Raw genomic sequence first — 20,535 nt, forward strand, 5'->3', positions numbered from 1 at the left:
CGCCTGAATCGTACCGAGCCGAGCGGCCCGCCCGCGAAACGGTTAACCCCGGGTCCCGCCGTCAGTCCTCGTCGCACGCCTCCGCCAGGAAGTCCACGCCGTCCCCGCTGCCCTGGAGCGACTTCATCAGCCGGTCCCGCTCCACCTCGTCCAGCGGTACGGGAGCCACGTCGCGGGCGTCGGTGAGCCGCCGGAACCCGCCCCGGCGCTGGAGCCGCCCGGACAGCCGCACGGGCAGCCCGGCCAGGTGCGCGTGGCCCGCGACCTGGTACGCCTCCTCGTCGAGCGCGGCACGGACGTACGGCACCTCCGCCCCGGCCAGCACCCGCAACCGTACGCTCCCGCCGCCCCGCGCGGACGCGCGCCGCATCCGCACCACCGTGCCCGCGATCCGCACCGGCACGGCCGGCTCGTCCCGCGTGTACCGCTCCCCCGCCTCCCGCAGCACCGGGAGGTCCCCCGGCGAGAACTCCACGGGCTCGGGCCGCACCGCGCACCCGGCGGGGGTCCCGGCCGCCGGCGCCCAGGCCAGCGCCACCCGCGCCCCCTCCGTGCCGCGCACCAGGGCGATCAGCGCCTCGGCCAGCTCGCGGCTCACGCCCGCCTCGACCGCCGCGTCGAACGCCTCCATCCCTCCCGTGGCCCGCCGGTAGTCGACGGCCTCCCGTGCCGCGTGCAGCGCGTGGTGGAGCCGGATCACCGTGCCCCGGCCGCCGTCCACCGGCACGAAGGCGGTCAGCCGCGATCCGCCGGGCGAGGGCCCGACCAGCACCCCCTCCAGGGCCCGCTCGGCCTGCGCCCGGTGCCGCGCCCCGTGGTACCCGGCCCGTGCCCGGTCGGCCAGCGCCCCGGCGAGCAGCAGCCGGTGCGCGGCGTTCCGCAGCTGTTCATGGGCGGCCCAGGAGGACTCCTCGCGCAGCCCGGGCGGGACCTCCCGCCACCAGCGCACCTCGTCGCTGGGCACGGTGAGCCCGTAGAGCACCTCGCGGGCGCCGGGCAGGGCGCTGTGCGACAGGGCGGTGAGGGCCTCGCCGAGCAGGTCCTCGCTGTCCGGGAAGCCGGTGCTCTCGGGCACCAGCAGGCTGGTGCCGCCGGGGCCGGCGCCGGGCGGCGTCCAGCGGCCGTACTTCCCGGCGGCCCCGCCCCTGCGCTGCCAGCCGTGCCGGTGCAGCAGGGCGCCCAGCACGGTCGGGTCGACGTCCGCGGCGGCCGGCCGGCGGGGCGCGGCGGCGGGGTGGGGCGGGGTGTCGTGGTGCGTCCAGTGCATCAAGGTCTCCCTCCGACCCCGACCCGGGTCATGATCTCGCAGAGCGCGCGGTCGTCGAAGATCCGGGTGGTGGGGATCCTGACGGTGGTCCTGCTCCGGCCGGTGACGGGGTGTCCGGCCAGGTTGGTCCAGTAGCAGCAGTGCCGCAGCCCGAGGGCGTCGTGCCCGGCGCCGATCCAGTCCCCGCGGGACCGGGGGACGAGCATCACGACGAGGATCTTGTGCACGGCGACGGGGGTGCGGGCGAGCTTGACCAGGTGGTCGTTGTCGAGGGTGAAGCCGAAGCTCGGCCCCGGCGGACGGGGGGCCACCTGGTAGGTCGCCTTGAGCTGGACCTTGATGGTGACCTCGTCGTCGACGGTGTGGCCGTCGGATCCGTGGCTGACGTGCCAGTCGATGCCGTTGTCCGGGAACGGCTGGGACAGCGAGCAGCCCGCCGCCGCGGCGACGGCGTGCAGATAGCCCACCTGGAGGGTCTCCATGCAGGCGGTGGTGGCGAGGTTGCCCCGCAGCGGCTCCGTCCGCTCGGGTTGTACGAGCGCCATGGCTCCCCGTGCCTTCCGGGTCGTGTCAGCCGGTCCATGACGACCGTTCAGGTGTACGGTCCCCCACCGGTGTTGTCTCCGCGACGGGCGTGCCGCAAACGGCGTACGGCGCCGGGGCCACGGGTATCACGCTCTCGGGCAGGGGTGGCCGGATCGAAGGCGCGCGCCATCTGCCGATCGGGGACGAGGAGTTCGGACATGACGCGCTGGTACGAGGGGCCGCTGGCCGCATTTGACACCGAGACCACCGGGGTGGACGTCGAGCAGGACCGCATCGTCTCCGCGGCGGTGGTGGTCCAGGAGTGTGCGGGGGGCCGGGTCCGGGCCACCCGCTGGCTGGTCAACCCGGGCATCCCGGTGCCCCGCGAGGCCACCGAGGTGCACGGTCTGACCGATGGCCACCTGCAGCGCAACGGCCGGTGGCCGGCGCCGGTGGTGGAGGAGATAGCCCGCGCCCTGGCGGAGCAGACGGCGGCCGGCCGCCCGCTGGTGGTGATGAACGCCCCCTTCGATCTGACGCTGCTGGACCGGGAGTTGCGCAGGCACCGGGCGTCGTCGCTGTCGCGGTACCTCGACAGCCGGCCGCTGACGGTGCTGGATCCGCGGGTGCTGGACAAGCACCTGGACCGTTACCGCAAGGGGCGGCGGACACTGACGGACCTGTGCGCGCACTACGGCATAGCGCTGGAGGGCGCGCACGACGCGGCGGCGGACGCGGTGGCGTCGCTGGAGGTGGTCCGGGCGGTGGGGCGCAGGTTCGCGGCGCGGCTGGAGCGGCTGAGCCCGGCGGAGCTGCACGCCCTGCAGGCGGTGTGGCACGCGGCGCAGGCCCGGGGGCTCCAGGCGTGGTTCGCGCGGAACGGCTCGGAGGAGGCGGTGGACCCGCACTGGCCGCTGCGCCCGGAGGTGCCGGCGGCGGCGTGAGCCGGGCGCGCGCCGCGGGGGAGCCGGCGTGCCGCCGGAGGTGCGGAACCCGCGTACCCGCGGGACCGGGGTACCCGCGGGACCGGGGTACCCGCGGAACCGGCGTACCCCGGAAAAGAGTTGAGGCCGGTCCGTCTGGTGACGGACCGGCCTCTCCCGGTGGGCGATACTGGGATCGAACCAGTGACCCCTTCGGTGTGAACGAAGTGCTCTCCCGCTGAGCTAATCGCCCGGGAACGAGTTGAACCATACAGGGCACGGGCGGGTGGTTCAAAACCCGGTCCTCAGGCAGCGTCCCCGCCCTCCGCCAGGAAGCGCGTCAGTCCGCGCCGTCCGGCGCGCATCATCAGGGCGTGGTTGGCGCGGAAGGCCGGCCGGCCGGGCACCGCGAGCCACCTCATCAGGGGCTTGCGCACCACGACCTCCTGCTCGTGGACGGCCTGTGTGCCGCCGCCCGGGCCGGGGCGTACGGTCCACCGCACCCAGCCGTCGAGGTCCCCGCTCATCGCGACCTCCAGCACGCCGGCCCCGGGGTCGTTGCGCCGCTCCGAGGCGGTGACGACCAGGTCGTACGGGAGGAGGGAGCGGAAGCGCGCGGTGCCGGTGCCCGCCCCGCCCGGGGCCACCCGGCGGACCTGCGGCCACCACTCGGGGTACCGCCCGGGCTCCGCGAGTACGGCGAAGACCCGGCCGGGCGGCGCGGGGAGCTCCCACACGCTCCGGAAGCGGTAGCGGCACCAGTCCATAGGGGGAGTCTGCGCGCCGGGCGGGCCCGGTACTCGCCCGCGGCCGCCTTTCCCCCACTCCCCCGGCTTCCGCGGGCCGCCCCCACCCGTACTCACGCGCGTCCCCGCGGAAATCTGAGTATCCGCACCCATGTTCCCGCCGGGTGACCGGCGCCACACTCCGGGGCATGGAAAACGTTCCGCCGCACATGCCGCCGCCCCAGGGGCCGCCCGGGCCCGGCGTACCGCCGCCCGCCGAGGAGCTCGTCCTGCTCGACCGGGAGCTGGTGCAGCTCGACGCGCGCCGCGCGCAGCTGCTGGCCCGCCGGGCCTGGCTGGTCTCGGTGCTGACGGCGCCGGCCGCCCCGGCCGCGCCCTTCCCCGGGTGGCAGGCGCCGCCGGCCGCCGGTCCGGCGCGTGACATGTCCGGGCCGAGTGCCCAGAACGTGCTGCTGACGCTGGGCGCGGTGCTGCTGACCATCGCCGCGTTCGCGTTCACGGTGGTGAGCTGGGGCTCCATGGGCATCGGCGGCCGGGCCGCGGTGCTGGGCGTGGTGACGGCCGCGGCACTGGCGGCACCGGTGGCGCTGCTGCGCCGCGGGCTGCGGTCGACGGCCGAGTCGGTGGCGGGGCTGGGGCTGGCTCTGACGGTGCTGGACGCGTACGCGCTGTACGCGGTGGCGCTGCCGGGTACGGACGGCACGGCGTACACGGCGGGTGCGGCGGCGGTGCTGGCCGCGCTGTGGACGGCCTACGGGCTGGCCCTGGGCGCGCTGCGGCTGCCGGTGCCGGTGGCGCTGGTGACGGCCCAGCTGCCGCTGCCGCTGGGCGCGGTGGCGGCCGGGGCTCCGGCGCAGGCCGTGGGCTGGGCGCTGCTGGGGACGGCGGTGCTGGACGCGGCGGTGGCGCTGTGGTGGCGGGACCGGTTCGTGCGGGTGCTCGCGGCGGTGGCCGGGGCGGCGACGGGTGGCTGGGCGCTGCTGGGCGCGCTGTGGCTGTCGCTGGCGGCCGGTGACCCCGCGGCGGCGGTGGCACCGGGCGCGCTGCTGCTGGGCGGCGCGGTGCTGGCGCTGGCCGTGGCGTTCCGGGTGCCGGAGCAGGGCGCGGTGCCGCTGGCCGGTCTGGCGGGCGCTGCCGCGGTGGCGGCGCTCGGCGGGGTGCCGCGGGCGGCGCTGCCGGACGGCTGGGCGGTGTTGCCGTACCTGGTCTGTGCGGTGCCGCTGCTGCTGTTCCTGCGGGTGGCCGGGGTGCGCGCGGGGGTGCGGCGCGGGCTGGCCGGTGCCGGGGCGGGCGTGGCGGTGCTGGGCGCGCTGTCGGCGCTGCCCGCGGTGCTGCTGGCGCTGGCGCTGCCGGCCGAGGTGTGGGGCGGCGTGTGGGCGGGCCGGGTGCCGGTGTCCTCCGACGTCCGGGTGGTGGGGATGCAGGCCGCGCCGGTGGTGCTGCTCGTGGTGGCGGGCATGGCCGGGCCCTGGGTGCGGCGCCGGGCCGAGGCGGGGACGGCGGTGGTCGTCCTGGTCTGGGCGGCCCTCTTCACGGCCTCCGCGGTGCTGCCGTCGGCCCACCCGGTGGTGCTCGGCTGTCAGGTGCTGCTGACCGCCGTGGCCGTGGGGTACGCCCTGTGGGCCGGTGGGCCGGTGGCGGGGGCGCTCGGGCGGTCCGTGGCCGCGGGGGTGTGCGCGGTGGCCGGTGCGGCGAGCGCGTCGGTGCTGTCGCTGGCGGGGAAGCCGGGCACCTTCGCGGTGCTGGGGGCCTTCCTGGCGCTGTTCGCCGCCGCCGCCTTCGCGGGCCGGGGGCCGGTGTGGGCGCGGTCGGCGGCCGCGGTGCTGTCCGTCGGCTACGCCACCGGGCTGCTGCTCGCCCTGGGCCGGGCCTTCGACCTGCCGGCCCACTCGACCGCGCTGCTGGTGCTGGCGGTGCCCGTGATGGTCGCCCTGGCCGCGGTGGCGCCGGCGGCGCGCCCGGTACGGGTGCCGTTCGAGGCGGCCGGTGCGGGCGCGGGGGCGCTTGCCGTGGCGCTGGCACTGCCGGACCTGCCGGTGCTGGCCCTGGTGCTGGCGCTGCTCGGGGTGGTCTGCGCGGGGACGGCCGTACGGGCCGACCGGCGGCCGGCGGGGTACGCGGCGGGGGCGCTCTTCCTGCTGGCCGCCTGGGTGCGGCTGGCGGCGTCCGGGGTGACCGTGCCGGAGGCGTACACCCTGCCGGTGACGGTGCCCGCGCTGGTGGTGGGCCTGCTGCGGCGCCGGCGCGACCCCGAGGCGGGGTCCTGGACGGCGTACGGGCCCGGACTGGCCGCGACGCTGGTGCCGAGCCTGGTCGCCGCGTGGGGCGACGCCCACTGGCTGCGGCCGCTGCTGCTCGGGGTGGCCGCCCTGGTGGTGACGCTGCTGGGGGCGCGGTACAAGCTGCGGGCGCCGCTGCTGCTGGGCGGCGCGGTGCTGGCCCTGGACGCGCTGCACGAGCTGGCGCCGTACGTCGTACAGGTCGCGGACGCGCTGCCGCGCTGGATGCCGCCGGCGCTGGCCGGGGTGCTGCTGCTGGCGGTGGGTGCCACGTACGAGCGGCGCCTGCGGGACGCGCGGCGGGTCCGTGAGGCGCTGGGCCGCATGAAGTGACGCGGGAACGCCGAAGGCCCGGAGACTCTCACGAGTCTCCGGGCCTTCGGTCCGGGTGGGCGATACTGGGATCGAACCAGTGACCCCTTCGGTGTGAACGAAGTGCTCTCCCGCTGAGCTAATCGCCCCGGCGCACCTCAAACATTACCGCATGTCAGAGGGTGCCCGGGACCACGGAGGCGCCGGGCACCCGCGGGGTCACTCGCCGATGTTCCACGGCATGGCGAAGCCGAACTTCCAGAGGTAGATCCCCAGCAGCGTCAGGGTGATCACCAGGCCGATGGAGGTCAGGATGATGTTGCGGCGCCGGACCTTCGGGTCGAGCGCCTTCTGCGCGGCCTCGGTCACCTTGCGCTTGGTCCAGCGCAGGACGAGCTGCGCCCAGACGAACTCGGTCGCCCAGATCGCCATGCCCGCGAAGATCACCAGCCAGCCCGGACCGGGCAGCGGGAGCATGACGACGCCCGCTCCCACGACGGCCAGGCCCACGATGAAGACGCCGACCTGCCAGCTGAGGTGCAGGGTGCGGCGTGCCTTGATGAATTCCGGCGCGCGCGAGCCGAGCGGCGCCTCTTCCGTCTCTGCGGCCGGGTTCTCGCTGTTCCCGCGGCCGTCACTCCCCGTGTTCATGGGAGCAAACCTACCGGAGCTCCAAGCACAGGTGAACGGGCTGCGGGATCCGCCGTACGAGGTACCTGAACGCCCGCAAAACGGTCAGAGGGGTTTACAACGGCACCGTAGGTGGCATGTCGATTTCGCCGACGTGCGAATCCCCGAGCGCACACTGAGCGAAAGGCCCTGGCGCTTATGAACACCACGGTCAGCTGCGAGCTGCACCTGCGCCTCGTTGTGTCGAGCGAGTCCTCACTGCCTGTACCCGCGGGCCTGCGGTATGACACGGCCGACCCCTACGCCGTGCACGCCACCTTCCACACCGGCGCCGAGGAGACGGTCGAGTGGGTCTTCGCCCGCGACCTCCTCGCGGAGGGCCTCCACCGGCCCACCGGTACCGGAGACGTCCGCGTCTGGCCGTCCCGGAGCCACGGTCAGGGCGTCGTCTGCATCGCCCTGAGCTCACCGGAGGGAGAAGCCCTGCTCGAAGCCCCCGCGAGGGCCCTGGAGTCGTTCCTGAAGCGGACCGACGCGGCGGTGCCACCCGGCACCGAGCATCGCCACTTCGACCTCGACCAGGAGCTCTCCCACATCCTGGCGGAAAGCTGAGCCAGGGCGAGAGCCGCCCGACACCGTCCGACTCGGGGCGACGGTGTGGGCCGGACAACCACATACGGCAGTACCGGCGCTGTTCCCGCGGAAGCCACCCGCGCGGACGGCGCCGGTGCGCTTTTTCCAGGGGACGCTATTGTTCGGCGACATCGGCGGGCACCGGCCCGCAGCGGCCCCAGGGAGCGAGAACCCCATGCAGATCCCCCACGACACGCGTCGCGCACTCGACGTCGTCGTCGATCTGGTGAACACCTCGCCCGATCCGGGCGGGCCCGACGGGCTGGCCGACCTCGGGGCGCTGCGCGAGTTCGTACGGGAGCACGAGATCAGTGACGTCGGGGTACTCGGCGCCCGCGACCTCGCGGGGGTGCGGACGGTACGCGGCCTGTTCGGTCAGATCTTCGCGGCCGGCACCGACCGCGTGGCGGCCGGCGTGATCAACGAGCTGGTGGCGGCGGCGGGCACCACGCCCCGGCTGACCGACCACGACGGCTACGACTGGCACGTGCACTACTTCGCCCCCGGCGCCTCCGTCGGCGACCACATCGCCGCGGACTGCGGGATGGCGCTGGCCTTCATCGTGGTCTCGGGCGAACGGGAGCGGCTGCGCCGGTGCGAGGCCCCCGACTGCCGCCGGGCCTTCGTGGACCTGTCCCGCAACCGCTCGCGCCGCTACTGCGACTCCCGCACCTGCGGCAACCGCCTGCACGTGGCCGCGTACCGCGCCCGGCGCAAGGAAGCCGCCGAGTAGCCACCACCCCGGCCACGGCCCTAGAGCAGGAAGAGGTCGTGCGTGGCGGCGAGCAGCAGAAGGGTGCCGATCACCGCCAGGAAGATCATCAACGGCGGCTGGGAGAGCGCGAAGAGGCAGCCGCGCTGTTCCTCCGTGGGAACGGTGGTGGCGGGCTCGCCCCGCGATGTGTCCAGCATCTCGGGGCGAATGATGACGCAGCCCCCTCGCCCCACCCCCTCAACACGCCAGGACCACGCGGCAGTTCGCTAGATCCCGTGTTTCTTCAGAATCGCTTCGATGTCGGAGAAGTCATCCGCGGGGGTGACCGCCGGGGAGGCGGGCGTCTGCCGCGGGCGGGTGGTCGGTGCGGGCGCGGGTGCGACGGCTGCCGGGGCCGTGCCGGTGGCCGCCTTGCGCTCCTTGCGCTCCTTGCGGGTGCCGGTGCCGCGGCGCTCCACCGCGCGGGTGGTGGCGAGCAGCACCCAGGCCAGGGCGAGGAGTCCGAAGCCGATCCAGACGCCGGGCTTGAAGACGATGCCGGTGACCCACTCCACGAGGCCGGTCATCACCAGCGCCACGGGCACCAGCGAGTAGGCCGCGATGCGCGTGGCCGCCAGGTACCGCTTGCGGTAGGCGGTGAGCGCGGCGATGCCCAGGCCCGCCGCGGACACCGCGGAACATATGGTCTCGGCAAGCATGCGGTCCCTCCAGCTGTGGATGCGGCGCGTGGGCGGGCGTTTCCGCCCCTTCCATCCTGCACCGGGCGGGTGCGCACGGGCCACGGATCGGCGCCCGTGGCGGCACATCTCCGGGAGATCTCCGGGGCGTCTCGGGGTCGGTCTCCTCCTCAGGGAGGGTCTGGGAGACTGGCCCCATGAGCGATTCCCAGCCTTCCGGCGCCCCCGGTCCCGTCGTCCTCGACGTCTGGTGCGAACTCCAGTGCACCGACTGCCGCACCGCCCTGGACGACGTGCGCGCCCTGCGGGCCCGGTACGGCGACCGGATGGACATCCGGCTGCGGCACTTCCCCCTGGCGAAGCACAAGCACGCCTTCGCCGCGGCCCAGGCCGCCGAGGAGGCCGTGGAGCAGGGTCAGGGCTGGCCGTACGCGGAGGCCGTGCTCGCCCGCGCCGAGGAGCTGGAGCGCCGGGGCGAGGCCTTCCTCGTGCAGACCGCGAAGGAACTCGGCCTGGACGCCGAGGAGTTCGACACCGCCCTGATCGACGGCCGGCACATCCTGATCGTGGACGCCGACCAGGCGGAGGGCAAGGCGATCGGCGTCACCGGCACCCCGACGTACGTGATCGACGGCGAGCGCCTGGACGGCGGCAAGAGCCAGGAGGGCCTCCGCGAGCGCGTCGAGGAGATCGCCGACCGCCTGCTGGCCGTCCGGTAGGGCGCCCCCGGCTGCCGGGATGCCCGGCAGCCGCGGTTCGGCCGCTCCCCCGCCGGGTCAGATCAGCGGCTTCGTGAAGTTGTGCCGGACGACCTGGTACCCGAGGGACTCGTAGAGCCGCCGGGCCGGGGTGTTCGACACCAGGACGTGCAGGCCGATCAGCCGGGCCCGGCCGGCCAGGGCGGCCCGCTCGGCGAGCAGCATCAGCGAGCGCCCGTGGCCGCGCCCGCGGTGCTCCCCTGCCACCGCCACGTCGAAGACGTACGCGCCGGGGTCCCCCGGCAGGCCGGCGACGCCGAAGCCCACCCACACGTGCCCGACGGGCACGCCCCCGCTCTCCAGGACGGAGAAGGACGTGCCGGGGGTGTCGAGGCCCCGCGGCAGTCGTTCGTCGTGGGCCGCGCGCGAGCGGGCCAGCGCCTCCGCGGGCGCCAGGCCGCGCTCCCGCCAGACGGCCGCGTAGCCCTCGACGGCCGGGCCCAGCCAGGCCTCGAACTCCTCCGCCGTCATCGGCCGGCCCGCGTCGCCCGCGGGCAGGGCAGGCGACCGGGCGGAGACGCGTTTGACCATGTGGCGGCCGGTCTCGGTGTAGCCGAGGGCGTCGGCCATCCGGCGCGCCTCGGCGGCGTCCCCGGGTACCGCGACGTCGATCCGCCGGCAGCCCCAGCCGCGCAGCACCTCCTCGGCGGCGAGCGCCGCGACCGTGCCGCGACCGCGCCGCCGGTCCGGGCGGTCGATCCACAGGCCGCGGATCAGGCCCACGCCGGGGCCGGCGGCCGGATCGGCGGCCAGCTCCACCTTCCCGACGACGCGGCTGTTGACGCGGACCTCGTACGGGCGCGAGCGCGCCCCTTCCGCGGCGCTCTGGAGCGGCCCGGCCGGCCGCAGGGTCGTGGTCATCACGCCTGTTGTACCCGCCCGCGGGCCCGCCCGTCACCGGTGCGTGACGCGCCCGCGCCCCGGGACTCCGGCGCCTCCGCTACGCGGGGTCGGCGTCCTGGGCCGCCCGCTCGTCGAAGATGCGCATGGCCTTGGCCGTGACGGGGCCGGGGGCGGCGGCCAGCTCGCGGCCGTCGACCCGGTGGACGCCCTGCACGTCGCGCAGCGTCGAGGTCAGGAAGATCTCGTCGGCACGCTCCAGCACGTCGAAGGGCAGGTCGGTCTCGTGCGCCCCGGTCCACTCGACCGCCAGGGCGCGGGTGATCCCGGCGAGGCAGCCGGAGGGGACGGGCGGGGTGTGCAGCTCGCCGTCGAGGACCACGAACACGTTGGAGCCGGTGCCCTCGCACAGCTGCCCCACGGTGTTGGCGAAGAGCGCCTCGGAGGCGCCGGCCTCGTGGGCCTTGGCCAGGGCGACCACGTTCTCCGCGTACGAGGTGGTCTTCAGGCCCGCGAGGGCGCTGCGCTCGTTGCGCACCCACGGGACGGTGATCACGGCGGTGGTGTCGGGGCGCCGGGTGGTCTCGCCGACGGCCACGACCAGCGTGGGGCCGGTCTCGCCGCGGTCGGAGCCGAGCGGCGACAGCCCGCCGGTGTAGGTGATGCGCAGCCGGCCCAGCGGCATCGGGTTGGCCTCGAGGACGGCGGCGCAGGCGCGGCGCACCTCGTCGAGGTCCGGGTCGGGCAGGCCGAGGCCGCGCGCGCTGCGGGTCAGCCGGTCCAGGTGGCGGGTGAGCGCGAAGGCCTCCCCGTCCACGGCCTTGAGCGTCTCGAAGACGCCGTCCCCCACGGTCAGCCCGTGGTCGAAGACGGAAACCCGGGCGTTCTCGGCGTCCCGCAGCTGCCCGTCGAGCCAGATCCTCACCGTACGGTCCCTTCACTCGCCTGGTACGTACCCGACGCTACCGCGAGCAGCCGGGCGGCCTTCAGTTCGGTCTCGGCCCACTCGCGCTCGGGGTCGGAGCCCCAGGTGATCCCGGCGCCGGTGCCGAAGCGGAGCCGGGGGCCGCCGGGGGCCTCCCGGTCGATCCAGAAGGTCCGGATGCCGACGGCCAGCTCACCGGTGCCGCGGTCGGCGTCGACCCAGCCGATGCCTCCGCAGTACGGGCCGCGCGGGGCGGTCTCCAGGGCCTCGATGATCCGCAGGGCGGAGGACTTGGGGGCGCCGGTGACGGAGCCGGGCGGGAAGGTGGCCGCCAGCAGCTCGGGCCAGCCGGCGCCGTCGGCCAGCTCGCCGCGGACGGTGGAGACCAGGTGGACCAGTCCCGGGTGCTCCTCGACGGCGCACAGCTCGGGGACGGTCACGGAACCGGTGGCGCAGACGCGGCCGAGGTCGTTGCGGACCAGGTCCACGATCATCACGTTCTCGGCGTGGTCCTTGGGGAGGAGGTCGTCGGCGGTGCGGCCGGTGCCCTTGATCGGTCCGGACTCCACAGTGCGGCCGGTGCGGCGCAGGAAGAGCTCGGGCGAGGCCGTGGCGATCTCCACGCCGTGCGCGGGGAGCCGAATCGTTCCTGCGTAGGGCGCCGGGTTGCCGCGGGCCAGCAGGGCGGTGAGGGCGTCCACGTCGGCGCCGTCGGCGTCGGGGAGCGGTGCGGACATCACGCGGCAGAGGTTGGCCTGGTAGACCTCGCCGCGCGCGATGTGGGCGCGGATGGACCGTACGCCGGCCACGTAGGCCTCGCGGTCCAGGGAGGAGGTCCAGGACGACGTCCCGGGACCCCGCCAGGCGCCCGGGACGGGCGCGGGGACGGGGTCGGGGCGTATGTCTCCGAAGCGGGCGCACACGAGGCGGCCTTCGAAGTCCGCCGAGACGGCCCAGAAGCCGGCCGAGTCCAGCGCTGAGGGGTCGCCTGTGACGTCACGGAGGTCGGTCGCGATGAGGCCGCCGAAGCGGGCCATGGGAGGCAGGTGCTGCACGGCTGTGAGTCTAGGACGGCTGGGGTGGGGACGTCGGTGGGTGCGGGGCGGGGACGCCGGTGAGCGGCGGGCCGGACCCCCGCTGAGCTGGCCGTGCGGGTGGGCTCCGGTGAACGGCCGCAGCACGCTGCGGAAACGCGTTTTTGAGCTGGCCCGGGAATCCGCTAGAGTTCAACACGTCGCCGGGGAGCGAAGGAAAAAACCCGGAAGCAACACCGGCGACCTGCGGACGTGGCTCAGTTGGTAGAGCATCACCTTGCCAAGGTGAGGGTCGCGAGTTCGAATCTCGTCGTCCGCTCGAAGTGGGGGATCTTCCCGAGAACCCCTGCAGCTCCATGGTGGAGTGGCCGAGAGGCGAGGCAACGGCCTGCAAAGCCGTCTACACGGGTTCAAATCCCGTCTCCACCTCCAAGGACGATTAGCTCAGCGGGAGAGCGCTTCCCTGACACGGAAGAGGTCACTGGTTCAATCCCAGTATCGTCCACTTGATCCGCAAGGATCACCCCGCGCGATTAGCTCAGCGGGAGAGCGCTTCCCTGACACGGAAGAGGTCACTGGTTCAATCCCAGTATCGCGCACGCAGCACGCCAGACCTGCGGTCTCCGGACGATGGTCAACAGGTCCGCAAGGATCGTCCCGCGCGATTAGCTCAGCGGGAGAGCGCTTCCCTGACACGGAAGAGGTCACTGGTTCAATCCCAGTATCGCGCACCACCCGGAAAGCCCCGGCCGATCAGATCGGCCGGGGCTTTCCGCTGTGTACGGTCGCGGCCCACCGCGGTCCCCGGCCGTACGTACGACGGGCCGGGACCGCGGCGGCTTCGGCGCCCGCGGGTCAGGAGGAGAACAGCATCCGGCCGAAGCCGCCGCGGTGGTGGTGTCCGTGGCCGTGCCCGTGGTGCTGCGGGGCACCCCAGGCGGGCGCCTGGCCGGCCGGGTACGCGGGGGGCGCGGGCGGCGGCGGGACCTGGCCGTACTGGGACTCCAGGCGGGTCAGGGCCTCCAGCTCGCCGTAGTCCAGGAATATGCCCCGGCAGCCGCTGCACTGCTCGATCTGGACCCCGCTGCGGTTGTACGTGTGCATCATCGCGTGACACTTCGGGCACTGCATGATCGGCTCAACTCCTCGCCGTCGGACGTCGTCCCCGGAATCCTGCCCGGTGACGTGACGCTCACCCTACGACGGAAGGACGGACTCCAAGTCCGGCGGGAGTGTGGCGATTCGGGAACAACTGTCGGCCATCATCCGCTCCACCTCGTCCAGTCCGCGCCGCTCCGCGACCGACTTGGCGATGGCCAGGGCGGCGGTCTGGACCGTCAGCGCCCGGGCAGGAACGTCGAGTTCGGGCCAGGGGTCGGCGCCCCGGGGGCCGGCGGCCGGGCCTCCGGCGTCCTGGTAGGCGCCGAGGAACCGGGTCCACACGCCGGGGTCGAGGAGACCGGCGGCGTACCAGGCGGCGGGGCGGGCCAGGTCCCAGCCGGGGCGGCCGAGCCCGAGGTCGTCCACGTCGATGAGCAGCCAGGGGCCGTCCGGGCCCGGGTGCCGGACCAGCTGGCCCAGGTGCAGGTCGCCGTGGCAGACGGTGGCGGAGGGGGGCGCGGGCGTCTCGCCGCGGGCCCAGGCGGGCAGCCGGGCGGCGGCCGCGAGGACGGCGGCGGAGTCGGGGTGCGGGCCCGCCGCGGCCATCCGGGACAGGGCGCGGGCCACCTTCGCGGGGCCGCGCATCGGCGGCAGCCGCTCGGGCAGGGCGGCGGCCGGCAGGGTGTGCAGCCGCGCCAGCAGCCGGGCCGCGTCCTCCCAGGGGGCTGCCTCGGGGGCGGCGGGGTCCACCGGGGTGCCGTGCGGCCAGGCGGAGACGGCGCGGCCGCGCAGCACGGTGGTCAGGGCGGGCTCGCCGTCCCGGGCGAAGGCGGGCAGCGGGGGCAGCAGGATGCCGGTGAGGGCGGGGGCTGCGGCCAGGCGGACCCGTACGGCGAGGGCGGCCTGGTCGGTGCCGGGGGCGTGGGCCTTGACGACGACGCCGCCGGTGCGGACCACGGTGCCGTCGGGCCGGTCCGCGAGGAGGGTGTGCTGGCGGGGCACACCGGGCCGGCCCCGCGGGGCGTCCCCGCCGACCAGCGCGGCCAGTTCCGCCGCGAAGCGCGCGTTCACGGATTCCCCCAGTCGTACGGTCCCGGTCGCCGCTCGGATCGTACGTGTTCCCGCGCCCCGTACGCGCGTCCCGGCCCGGTGCCGCGGCCAACGCCCACCGGGCGGAGGACGCCGGGGGCGGCACCCAGGAGCCGGAACGCCCCGGGGCCGGGACGCTGCGGGACGTCGAAAAGGGTGGCGGCGGTGACGGCTCCCCAGCCGTCACCGCCGACACCCTCTTACAGCCGTCCGCCGTACCCCCGTCCCCACGGGGTTGATGGGCGATGTCCCGGTCCGGGCCGCTCTCCCGGACCCGGGGCGCCGCTCAGCGCCCCAGCAACGCGCCCACGGACGACGCCTGTGTCACCACCGATTCCCAGCCGCCGAAGACGACGACCAGGAGGGCGGCGAGGGGGAGGACCATGGCCGCGGCCACCAGCGGGTGGCGCGTCCCGGACGGCTTGCGTCCCTGCGTGCGGATGATCGCCATGTCCCGCTCCTCGGTCCTCTCTCCCTGGTCTGGCAGCGGCGGGTGTCTGACCTCGGGGGACGAGTGCTCCACCCGCCGCTTGTCCTCAACACTAGGAGCGCGGGCGTCCCGAGTCCTCATGCCTCCGTACCCTTTCCCGGGCCTCCGGGAGGATGACGGGGGTCCCCCGCGCGTACTCCCCTGGGTGGAGACGGTCCCCCCGGAGTCGGGGTCCTCCCGGAGGGGATCCCGGATTCCGGCCGGTTACACCCCGCGACCGCGTGACTTCGGTCACTTCCGCCACGGTGGCAGGCCTCCCGCCGCCCGGCCCGCCGGCTCGCCCGGGCGGGCACCGGTCCGCACGCACGCCGTCGCGCCGGTGCGCCCCGGAACACGCACCCGGGACCGCCTCGCGGCCCAATCCCCTTTGCCGCGGCGGATTTTGATCGCACCCATGACACGAACCGGTGTTCGAGCACGGGGATCTGACCAACCCTCAAGTGTCCCCCGCCGCACTGACAATCGAATCCCGGGACGAGGGCGCGGCCTCTGAGCACACATGGCGGATCGTCCGTAAGCTGTGGCACGTCAACAGGACGACCGGGCAGCGGGGTGGACATGGCGATGATGCGGCTCCGGCGCGAGGACCCGCGTGTCGTCGGCTCGTTCAGGCTGCACCGGCGGCTCGGTGCCGGTGGCATGGGCGTGGTCTACCTGGGGTCCGACCGGCGTGGCCAGCGCGTCGCCCTGAAGGTGATCCGGCCGGATCTCGCCGAGGACCAGGAGTTCCGCTCCCGCTTCGCCCGCGAGGTGTCCGCCGCCCGCCGCATCCGGGGCGGCTGCACCGCGCGCCTGGTGGCCGCCGACCTGGAGGCCGAGCGCCCCTGGTTCGCCACGCAGTACGTACCCGGCCCCTCCCTGCACGACAAGGTCAACGAGGGCGGCCCCCTGTCCGCGGCGCAGATCGCGGCCATCGGCGCGGCGCTCTCCGAGGGCCTGGTGGCGGTGCACGAGGCCGGCGTGGTGCACCGCGACCTGAAGCCCTCGAACATCCTGCTCTCCCCCAAGGGCCCCCGGATCATCGACTTCGGCATCGCCTGGGCCACCGGGGCGAGCACCCTCACCCACGTGGGCACGGCGGTCGGCTCACCCGGCTTCCTCGCGCCCGAACAGGTGCGCGGGGCGGCCGTGACGCCGGCCACCGACGTGTTCTCGCTGGGCGCGACCCTCGCGTACGCGGCGACGGCCGACTCCCCGTTCGGGCACGGCAGCTCCGAGGTGATGCTGTACCGGGTCGTGCACGAGGAGCCGCAGCTGCACGGCGTACCGGACTCGCTCGCGCCGCTGGTGCGGGCCTGCCTGGCGAAGGACCCCGAGGAGCGGCCCACGACCCTCCAGCTGTCGATGCGGCTCAAGGAGATCGCGGCCCGCGAGGCCCAGGGGCTGCCCGAGGCGCGTACGCCGGCCCCGCGGACGGAGCCGGAGCGGCCCAGCGGCCGGCTGGCGGAGCAGTACGCGCGCCAGCGCACGGAACGCCGTACCGCGGGCACACCCGCTCCGCGCCCCCAGGGCGGCGCCACCAGCGGCACCCGGAACCCCGCGCGCGGCGCGGAGCAGGCACGGCCGGGCGCGGGTCGGGACACCGGCCGCACGGGTCCCCGTACCGGATCGCGGACCGGCGGCCGGCCGGCGCCGCGGAGCACCACGGGCGGTCGGCGGCCGGCCGGACCCGACCGGCGGCTCCTGCGGCAGCGGCTGATCGTGTTCGTGGTGGTCACGCTGATCGTGGCGCTCGGCATCGCGGCGGCGCAGCACTTCTAGGGGGTGTTGCGAAAGTCCTGTGTGGTGCCCGCGGTGTCCGGTGCGTGCTCTCGGCGTGCCGGACGAAGACCCTCGTACCGGGCGTACTCGGGGCTCTGGCCGGTGCGGCGAGAGTGCGTGCCGGGCGCCGTGGGCGCCGTGCGGGACTTTCGCAACACCCCCTAGGCGGCCCGGTACGGGGGATCTCCCGCCGTATCCCTGCGTCGCCATGGCCCAAGGTCCTACAGTCCGTGGCATGTTGGACTTCCAGATGCTCGGCGCCATCGCCGGTATCGGGGGCGTCGCCCTCGGCGGACTGTTCCTGATCTACCGCAACTTCATCCAGAACCTGATCCGCCAGAGGCTGTTCAGGACACTGACGGCCGCGCAGGCGACCATCCTGTTCGGGGCCGTGATCACCCTCACCTTCGCCATCGCGATCCTGGGCATCTTCGCCACGCTCGCGGACGGCAGGGGTGCCACGAAGTTCATGGTCATGGTGGGACTGCTGCTGCTCTTCCTCCTGGCGGCGGTGGTCCTGGTGGGCCGGTTCGTGGCGCCGCGCCCCGGGCCCGCCACCGGGGCCGACCCGGAGGAGCGGACCCTGGCGCGCGTGGCGCGGCTGGTCTCCCAGGGGGAGCCCGCGGCGGCCGAGCGCGCGCTGGAGGGCTCGGGCACGGACCGGGAGTCCGAGGAGTTCTGGTACTGGAAGGCCCGGATCGCGCTGGCCGGCGGCAACGCGGCGACAGCCCTGGGGTACGTGGACGAGGCCCTGAAGCTGGAGCCGGGCAACCCGCACGCCACCGCCCTCAAGATCCGGATCCTGCTGGTCGGCCAGGACCCCGCGGACCTGGGCCGCGCGCAGGCGCTGGCCACGGCCGCCGAGGGACGGGACGCGGGGCTGGACGTGTGGCTGCGCCGGCTGCGGGCCGAGGGGATGTTCCGGGTCGGCGTCCGTACCAACACCGAGCTGGACGACCGCTTCCCGCTGCCGGTCCGGCAGGGCCGGCCGGCGGGGCGCTGACATCGATGGCGGAGGAAACGCGCATGACGGACGAGTTCTGGGAGGCCGGGCAGGGCGCCCCGACCGTGTTCTACGTGCCGAGGACGGCGGGCGGGGACGATCTGCCGTCCTTCGCGGCAGCGGAGTCGGAGACGCGCTGGCAGGCACGGCGGAAGGGACTGCGGCTGCCGAGGCGGACGCTCCGGGCCCCGGAACTGGTGGACTTGTTACTGGACCGCCACCCGCGGGCCGGGGTGCTGGTCCGGCCGGTGCTGGAGGGCCGGACGCTGCGGGAGGACCTGCTCCGCGGCGGCCCGGAGCCGGTGGAGGGGCTGCTCGCGCTGGGGGCCTCGCTGCGGCTGTGCCGGGAGGGCGGCGAGATGTCCTGGGCCGCCCGCGACACCTGGTCGGGCGGCCGGGTGGTGATGCTGGTCGCCGATCCGTTCGGTGCTGCCGGGCTGCCGGCCGGGGAGCGGGCGGGGCGCGAGCGGGCCTGCGCGCGGTACGCGGCGTTCCTCGGCGCGTACGGGATCGACGTCGTCCACGACCGGGTGACGTACGGGGAGTTCGTCGCCCGGGAGCTGGGCCGCTACCACCGGGATCCTGGCGTGACCGTGATCATCCACGCCGATGCCTTCGTGGAGGGAGCAGCGGGAACAGCGGGAACGGCCGGAGCGCAGGGGCGGCCGGGGCGCCGCGAGAGTCCGCTCTGGCGGTGGCTGGAGCGGGGTGTGGTGGTCCACTCGACGGGTCGGGTGCGGGTTCCGGCGGAGCCGGGGCGGGGAGTACGGGCCAAGGGGGACGCGGCGTCGGACGCGGAGAGGGGCGAGCCCGGCCTGAGGGGGGAGGACCGGCACGGGACCGAGCGCGCCGACGGCCCGGCGATGCAGGCGGAGTTCCAGCGGCGGTACGACCTGGAGCTGGAGGTGAGCGCGGAGCGGCTGAGGGATCTGGAGGCGGAAATCGAGCGGCTGCGGCAGCACGCGGCTCTCCTGCGCGAGCGGGAGGGGGAACAGCTGGACCGGGCCGGCGCCGAGGTGGCGGACGTCCGCCGGGAAATCACCGCGCGGCCGGGCGAATTCCTGGGCACCGGTTCCGTGGGCGAGGACGCTGCGTACTACGACGATGCGTTCCCCGGGGTCCTTGACGAGGTCGGGGATTCGTTCTTCGCCTCCCACCGCGTCGGCGAGCGTGACACCGTCTCCACGCGGTCCGTCCGCAGCCGCTACCGCGACGCCGGAAGCCGGCCGTCCGTACCGCCCGCCCGGAGTGGGCCCGGCCGGGATCCCGAGTCGCCGCTCCCCCGCGACGGGCTGTTCATCCGCCGCAGTACCGCCTACGGCACGCGGGCCGGGCTGGGGGTGCCCGAGCTGATCGAGAACGGGGTGATGGTCGGGCAGGACCAGATCCGGTTCGACGACTTCGTCGCGCCCCGCGCCGACCAGGTGCCCGGGCCGCCCCCGGGCGAGGCCGTCGCCGTGAGCCACGGGATCGCCGCCGTGCCCGCCGGGTCCAGGGCCCGCGCGGCCACCACCCATTTCGTCGAGATCGCCCTCAGGGCGGGGGCCGGCGCGGCGGAGGGGGCACCGGCGGGCGAACCGCTCCCGGTCAACCTCGTCTTCGCGGTCGACGTCAGCGGCTCGATGGCGGGGGCGAAGCTCGACATGGTGAAGGCCGCCCTCCAGGAGGTCTACCGGCGGCTCCGCCCCGCCGACTCGCTGGGCATCGTCACCTTCGCCACCGAGGTGGCCACCCTCCTCCCCGGCACCCGCAAGTCCGAGCTGCCGCCCGAGCGGTTCGCCGAGCTCGTGACCGGCATGTCGGCCGGCGGCGGCACCGACATCAACCTCGGCGTGCAGTACGGGATCGCGGAGACCGGCCGCCGGGCGAGCCCCGCGCGTACGGTCAACCGGCTGTACCTGCTCTCGGACGGCGACCCGAACTCCGGCGAGCGGAACTGGACGGTGATCCGCCGGAACGCGGCCGCGAGGCTGCGCGGCGACCTGACCCTCTCCTGCTTCGGCTTCGGCGCGAACGCCCGGATGACGGAGCTCTCCGCGCTGGCCGGGACCGCCGGCGGCAGCGCGACCTTCGTCGCCCGCCCCGAGCAGGTCGCCACCGGGCTGCTGGACGACCTGGAGCGGCGGGACCACCTCGCCGCCGTCGACATCCAGCTCCGCATCGACCTCGGCTCCGGGGTGGTGCCGTGGCACCTCTACGGGCACGACCTGGTGACCGACCCGCGGGAGCGGGCGCGGGTGTTCGAGGACGCGGCCGGGGCCGCCCGGACGGCGCGCGAGGTGTACGGCACCGAGGTGCTGCCGGACCTGATCACCGGCGAGAAGGGGATCCGGATCTTCGCGCCCGACCTGGCGTACGGGGAGACGTACTGGGTGGTGCTGGAGGTCCAGGTCCCGGAGGGGTGGCACGCCGCGGACGGGCTGGGCACGGCGACGGTGCAGTACGCCGACACGCTCGCCCGGGAGAGCCGGAGCCGCGAGATCGCGCTGGCCGAGGGGGCGGCGCTGGCCGAGGAGACCGTGGTCGTGCACGCGGTGGGCCTGCGGACCAGCGAGGTCACGTACCGCGCGCTCGACGACCTGTACGCGAACGACCGGGTGGCCGCCGGGCGGCGGATCGACCGGCACATCCAGGTGCTGCGGGACGTGGCGGCGGCCGCCCCCGCGGAGGAGCTCTCGAACGACCGCGTGACCCTGGAGAAGTTCAAGGCGCTGGCGGAGGGCCTGGGCGAGGCCGTCGCCTACTCGGATTCCGGCCAGCCGCCCGCCGGCATCCGGGCGATGAACGCCTTCGCGCAGGTGAGGTCGGGCGCCATGGCCTTCTGAGG

20 protein-coding genes and 7 tRNA genes are annotated in these 20,535 nt (G+C 75.0%); 13 read left to right on the forward strand and 14 right to left on the reverse strand.

Annotated features, from left to right (window positions below):
- Positions 1-61: 61 nt before the first annotated feature.
- Positions 62-1,267 carry a hypothetical protein gene (locus tag ACIF6F_RS18085; protein ID WP_399947587.1) on the reverse strand — a complete coding sequence of 402 codons (1,206 nt, stop codon included), beginning with the start codon at positions 1,265-1,267 and terminating at the stop codon, positions 62-64.
- Complete coding sequence (locus ACIF6F_RS18090; protein ID WP_399947589.1) at positions 1,267-1,812, reverse strand: DUF4365 domain-containing protein; 546 nt, start codon at positions 1,810-1,812, stop codon at positions 1,267-1,269. The genes ACIF6F_RS18085 and ACIF6F_RS18090 overlap by 1 nt, the downstream gene beginning before the upstream one ends.
- Before the next feature lie 198 nt (positions 1,813-2,010).
- Here ACIF6F_RS18090 and ACIF6F_RS18095 point away from each other — a divergent pair, with 198 nt between their 5' ends.
- Positions 2,011-2,736, forward strand: coding sequence for a 3'-5' exonuclease (locus ACIF6F_RS18095; protein WP_399947590.1), 726 nt, complete (start codon positions 2,011-2,013; stop codon positions 2,734-2,736).
- 160 nt (positions 2,737-2,896) lie between these two features.
- On the opposite strand, the gene ACIF6F_RS18100 is transcribed toward ACIF6F_RS18095, so the two are convergent.
- Both ACIF6F_RS18100 and ACIF6F_RS18105 read right to left on the reverse strand, forming a co-directional pair.
- Positions 2,897-2,968: transfer RNA gene (locus ACIF6F_RS18100), tRNA-Val, on the reverse strand.
- Between the two features lie 52 nt (positions 2,969-3,020).
- Positions 3,021-3,482: an SRPBCC family protein gene (locus tag ACIF6F_RS18105; protein WP_399947592.1), complete on the reverse strand. Its 462-nt coding sequence runs from the start codon at positions 3,480-3,482 to the stop codon at positions 3,021-3,023.
- 167 nt (positions 3,483-3,649) lie between these two features.
- Between ACIF6F_RS18105 and ACIF6F_RS18110 the strand changes: the two genes are divergently transcribed.
- Positions 3,650-6,073 (forward strand): SCO7613 C-terminal domain-containing membrane protein, encoded by a 2,424-nt coding sequence (locus tag ACIF6F_RS18110; RefSeq protein ID WP_399947594.1) that lies wholly within the window; start codon positions 3,650-3,652, stop codon positions 6,071-6,073.
- Positions 6,074-6,129: 56 nt separating this feature from the next.
- Here the strand turns inward: ACIF6F_RS18110 and ACIF6F_RS18115 are convergent.
- A tRNA-Val gene (locus ACIF6F_RS18115) sits at positions 6,130-6,201 on the reverse strand.
- A gap of 70 nt (positions 6,202-6,271) precedes the next feature.
- Entirely contained in the window at positions 6,272-6,703 is a 432-nt protein-coding gene (locus tag ACIF6F_RS18120; protein ID WP_399947596.1) for a TIGR02611 family protein, read from the reverse strand.
- A 177-nt stretch (positions 6,704-6,880) separates the two neighbouring features.
- Between ACIF6F_RS18120 and ACIF6F_RS18125 the strand changes: the two genes are divergently transcribed.
- Both ACIF6F_RS18125 and ACIF6F_RS18130 read left to right on the forward strand, forming a co-directional pair.
- Positions 6,881-7,294: an SsgA family sporulation/cell division regulator gene (locus ACIF6F_RS18125; protein WP_004002642.1), complete on the forward strand. Its 414-nt coding sequence runs from the start codon at positions 6,881-6,883 to the stop codon at positions 7,292-7,294.
- A gap of 196 nt (positions 7,295-7,490) precedes the next feature.
- Positions 7,491-8,048 (forward strand): CGNR zinc finger domain-containing protein, encoded by a 558-nt coding sequence (locus tag ACIF6F_RS18130; protein ID WP_399947598.1) that lies wholly within the window; start codon positions 7,491-7,493, stop codon positions 8,046-8,048.
- 20 nt (positions 8,049-8,068) lie between these two features.
- Here ACIF6F_RS18130 and ACIF6F_RS18135 read toward each other — a convergent pair whose 3' ends face one another.
- Both ACIF6F_RS18135 and ACIF6F_RS18140 read right to left on the reverse strand, forming a co-directional pair.
- On the reverse strand, positions 8,069-8,227 hold the full coding sequence (locus ACIF6F_RS18135) for a hypothetical protein (RefSeq protein ID WP_399947600.1): 159 nt from the start codon (positions 8,225-8,227) through the stop codon (positions 8,069-8,071).
- Positions 8,228-8,296: 69 nt separating this feature from the next.
- The gene (locus ACIF6F_RS18140) at positions 8,297-8,728 is read right to left on the reverse strand and encodes a hypothetical protein (RefSeq protein WP_399947602.1); all 432 of its coding nucleotides are present in this window, start codon (positions 8,726-8,728) and stop codon (positions 8,297-8,299) included.
- Between the two features lie 176 nt (positions 8,729-8,904).
- Here ACIF6F_RS18140 and ACIF6F_RS18145 point away from each other — a divergent pair, with 176 nt between their 5' ends.
- Complete coding sequence (locus ACIF6F_RS18145; RefSeq protein ID WP_399947604.1) at positions 8,905-9,426, forward strand: DsbA family protein; 522 nt, start codon at positions 8,905-8,907, stop codon at positions 9,424-9,426.
- Between the two features lie 57 nt (positions 9,427-9,483).
- On the opposite strand, the gene ACIF6F_RS18150 is transcribed toward ACIF6F_RS18145, so the two are convergent.
- The 3 genes from ACIF6F_RS18150 to ACIF6F_RS18160 all read right to left on the reverse strand — a co-directional run bounded on the left by ACIF6F_RS18150 (position 9,484) and on the right by ACIF6F_RS18160 (position 12,285).
- Positions 9,484-10,326 carry a GNAT family N-acetyltransferase gene (locus ACIF6F_RS18150; RefSeq protein ID WP_399947606.1) on the reverse strand — a complete coding sequence of 281 codons (843 nt, stop codon included), beginning with the start codon at positions 10,324-10,326 and terminating at the stop codon, positions 9,484-9,486.
- 79 nt (positions 10,327-10,405) lie between these two features.
- Positions 10,406-11,230 carry an aminotransferase class IV gene (locus tag ACIF6F_RS18155; RefSeq protein ID WP_399947608.1) on the reverse strand — a complete coding sequence of 275 codons (825 nt, stop codon included), beginning with the start codon at positions 11,228-11,230 and terminating at the stop codon, positions 10,406-10,408.
- Complete coding sequence (locus ACIF6F_RS18160) at positions 11,227-12,285, reverse strand: chorismate-binding protein (protein ID WP_399947610.1); 1,059 nt, start codon at positions 12,283-12,285, stop codon at positions 11,227-11,229. The genes ACIF6F_RS18155 and ACIF6F_RS18160 overlap by 4 nt, the downstream gene beginning before the upstream one ends.
- A 225-nt stretch (positions 12,286-12,510) precedes the next feature.
- Here ACIF6F_RS18160 and ACIF6F_RS18165 point away from each other — a divergent pair.
- The 5 genes from ACIF6F_RS18165 (at position 12,511) to ACIF6F_RS18185 (ending at position 12,998) form a co-directional block, all read left to right on the forward strand.
- Positions 12,511-12,583, forward strand: a tRNA-Gly gene (locus ACIF6F_RS18165).
- A 39-nt stretch (positions 12,584-12,622) separates the two neighbouring features.
- Positions 12,623-12,696: transfer RNA gene (locus ACIF6F_RS18170), tRNA-Cys, on the forward strand.
- 1 nt (position 12,697) lies between these two features.
- Positions 12,698-12,769 (forward strand) — tRNA-Val (locus ACIF6F_RS18175).
- A gap of 22 nt (positions 12,770-12,791) precedes the next feature.
- Positions 12,792-12,863 (forward strand) — tRNA-Val (locus tag ACIF6F_RS18180).
- Between the two features lie 60 nt (positions 12,864-12,923).
- A tRNA-Val gene (locus ACIF6F_RS18185) sits at positions 12,924-12,998 on the forward strand.
- Positions 12,999-13,119: 121 nt separating this feature from the next.
- Here the strand turns inward: ACIF6F_RS18185 and ACIF6F_RS18190 are convergent.
- From ACIF6F_RS18190 to ACIF6F_RS18200, 3 genes are all read right to left on the reverse strand, one after another.
- The gene (locus ACIF6F_RS18190; RefSeq protein ID WP_399947611.1) at positions 13,120-13,395 is read right to left on the reverse strand and encodes a zf-TFIIB domain-containing protein; all 276 of its coding nucleotides are present in this window, start codon (positions 13,393-13,395) and stop codon (positions 13,120-13,122) included.
- A 66-nt stretch (positions 13,396-13,461) separates the two neighbouring features.
- Positions 13,462-14,436, reverse strand: coding sequence for a phosphotransferase family protein (locus tag ACIF6F_RS18195; protein ID WP_399947613.1), 975 nt, complete (start codon positions 14,434-14,436; stop codon positions 13,462-13,464).
- Between the two features lie 304 nt (positions 14,437-14,740).
- Positions 14,741-14,905: a hypothetical protein gene (locus ACIF6F_RS18200; protein WP_399947615.1), complete on the reverse strand. Its 165-nt coding sequence runs from the start codon at positions 14,903-14,905 to the stop codon at positions 14,741-14,743.
- Positions 14,906-15,496: 591 nt separating this feature from the next.
- Between ACIF6F_RS18200 and ACIF6F_RS18205 the strand changes: the two genes are divergently transcribed.
- The 3 genes from ACIF6F_RS18205 (at position 15,497) to ACIF6F_RS18215 (ending at position 20,533) form a co-directional block, all read left to right on the forward strand.
- Complete coding sequence (locus tag ACIF6F_RS18205; protein ID WP_399947616.1) at positions 15,497-16,705, forward strand: protein kinase; 1,209 nt, start codon at positions 15,497-15,499, stop codon at positions 16,703-16,705.
- A gap of 235 nt (positions 16,706-16,940) precedes the next feature.
- Entirely contained in the window at positions 16,941-17,708 is a 768-nt protein-coding gene (locus ACIF6F_RS18210) for a hypothetical protein (protein WP_399947617.1), read from the forward strand.
- A gap of 23 nt (positions 17,709-17,731) precedes the next feature.
- Entirely contained in the window at positions 17,732-20,533 is a 2,802-nt protein-coding gene (locus tag ACIF6F_RS18215; RefSeq protein ID WP_399947619.1) for a VWA domain-containing protein, read from the forward strand.
- The last annotated feature ends 2 nt before the right edge of the window (positions 20,534-20,535 follow it).

Source organism: Streptomyces sp. NPDC086023, assembly GCF_044540325.1.
Taxonomy (GTDB): Bacteria; Actinomycetota; Actinomycetes; order Streptomycetales; family Streptomycetaceae; genus Streptomyces.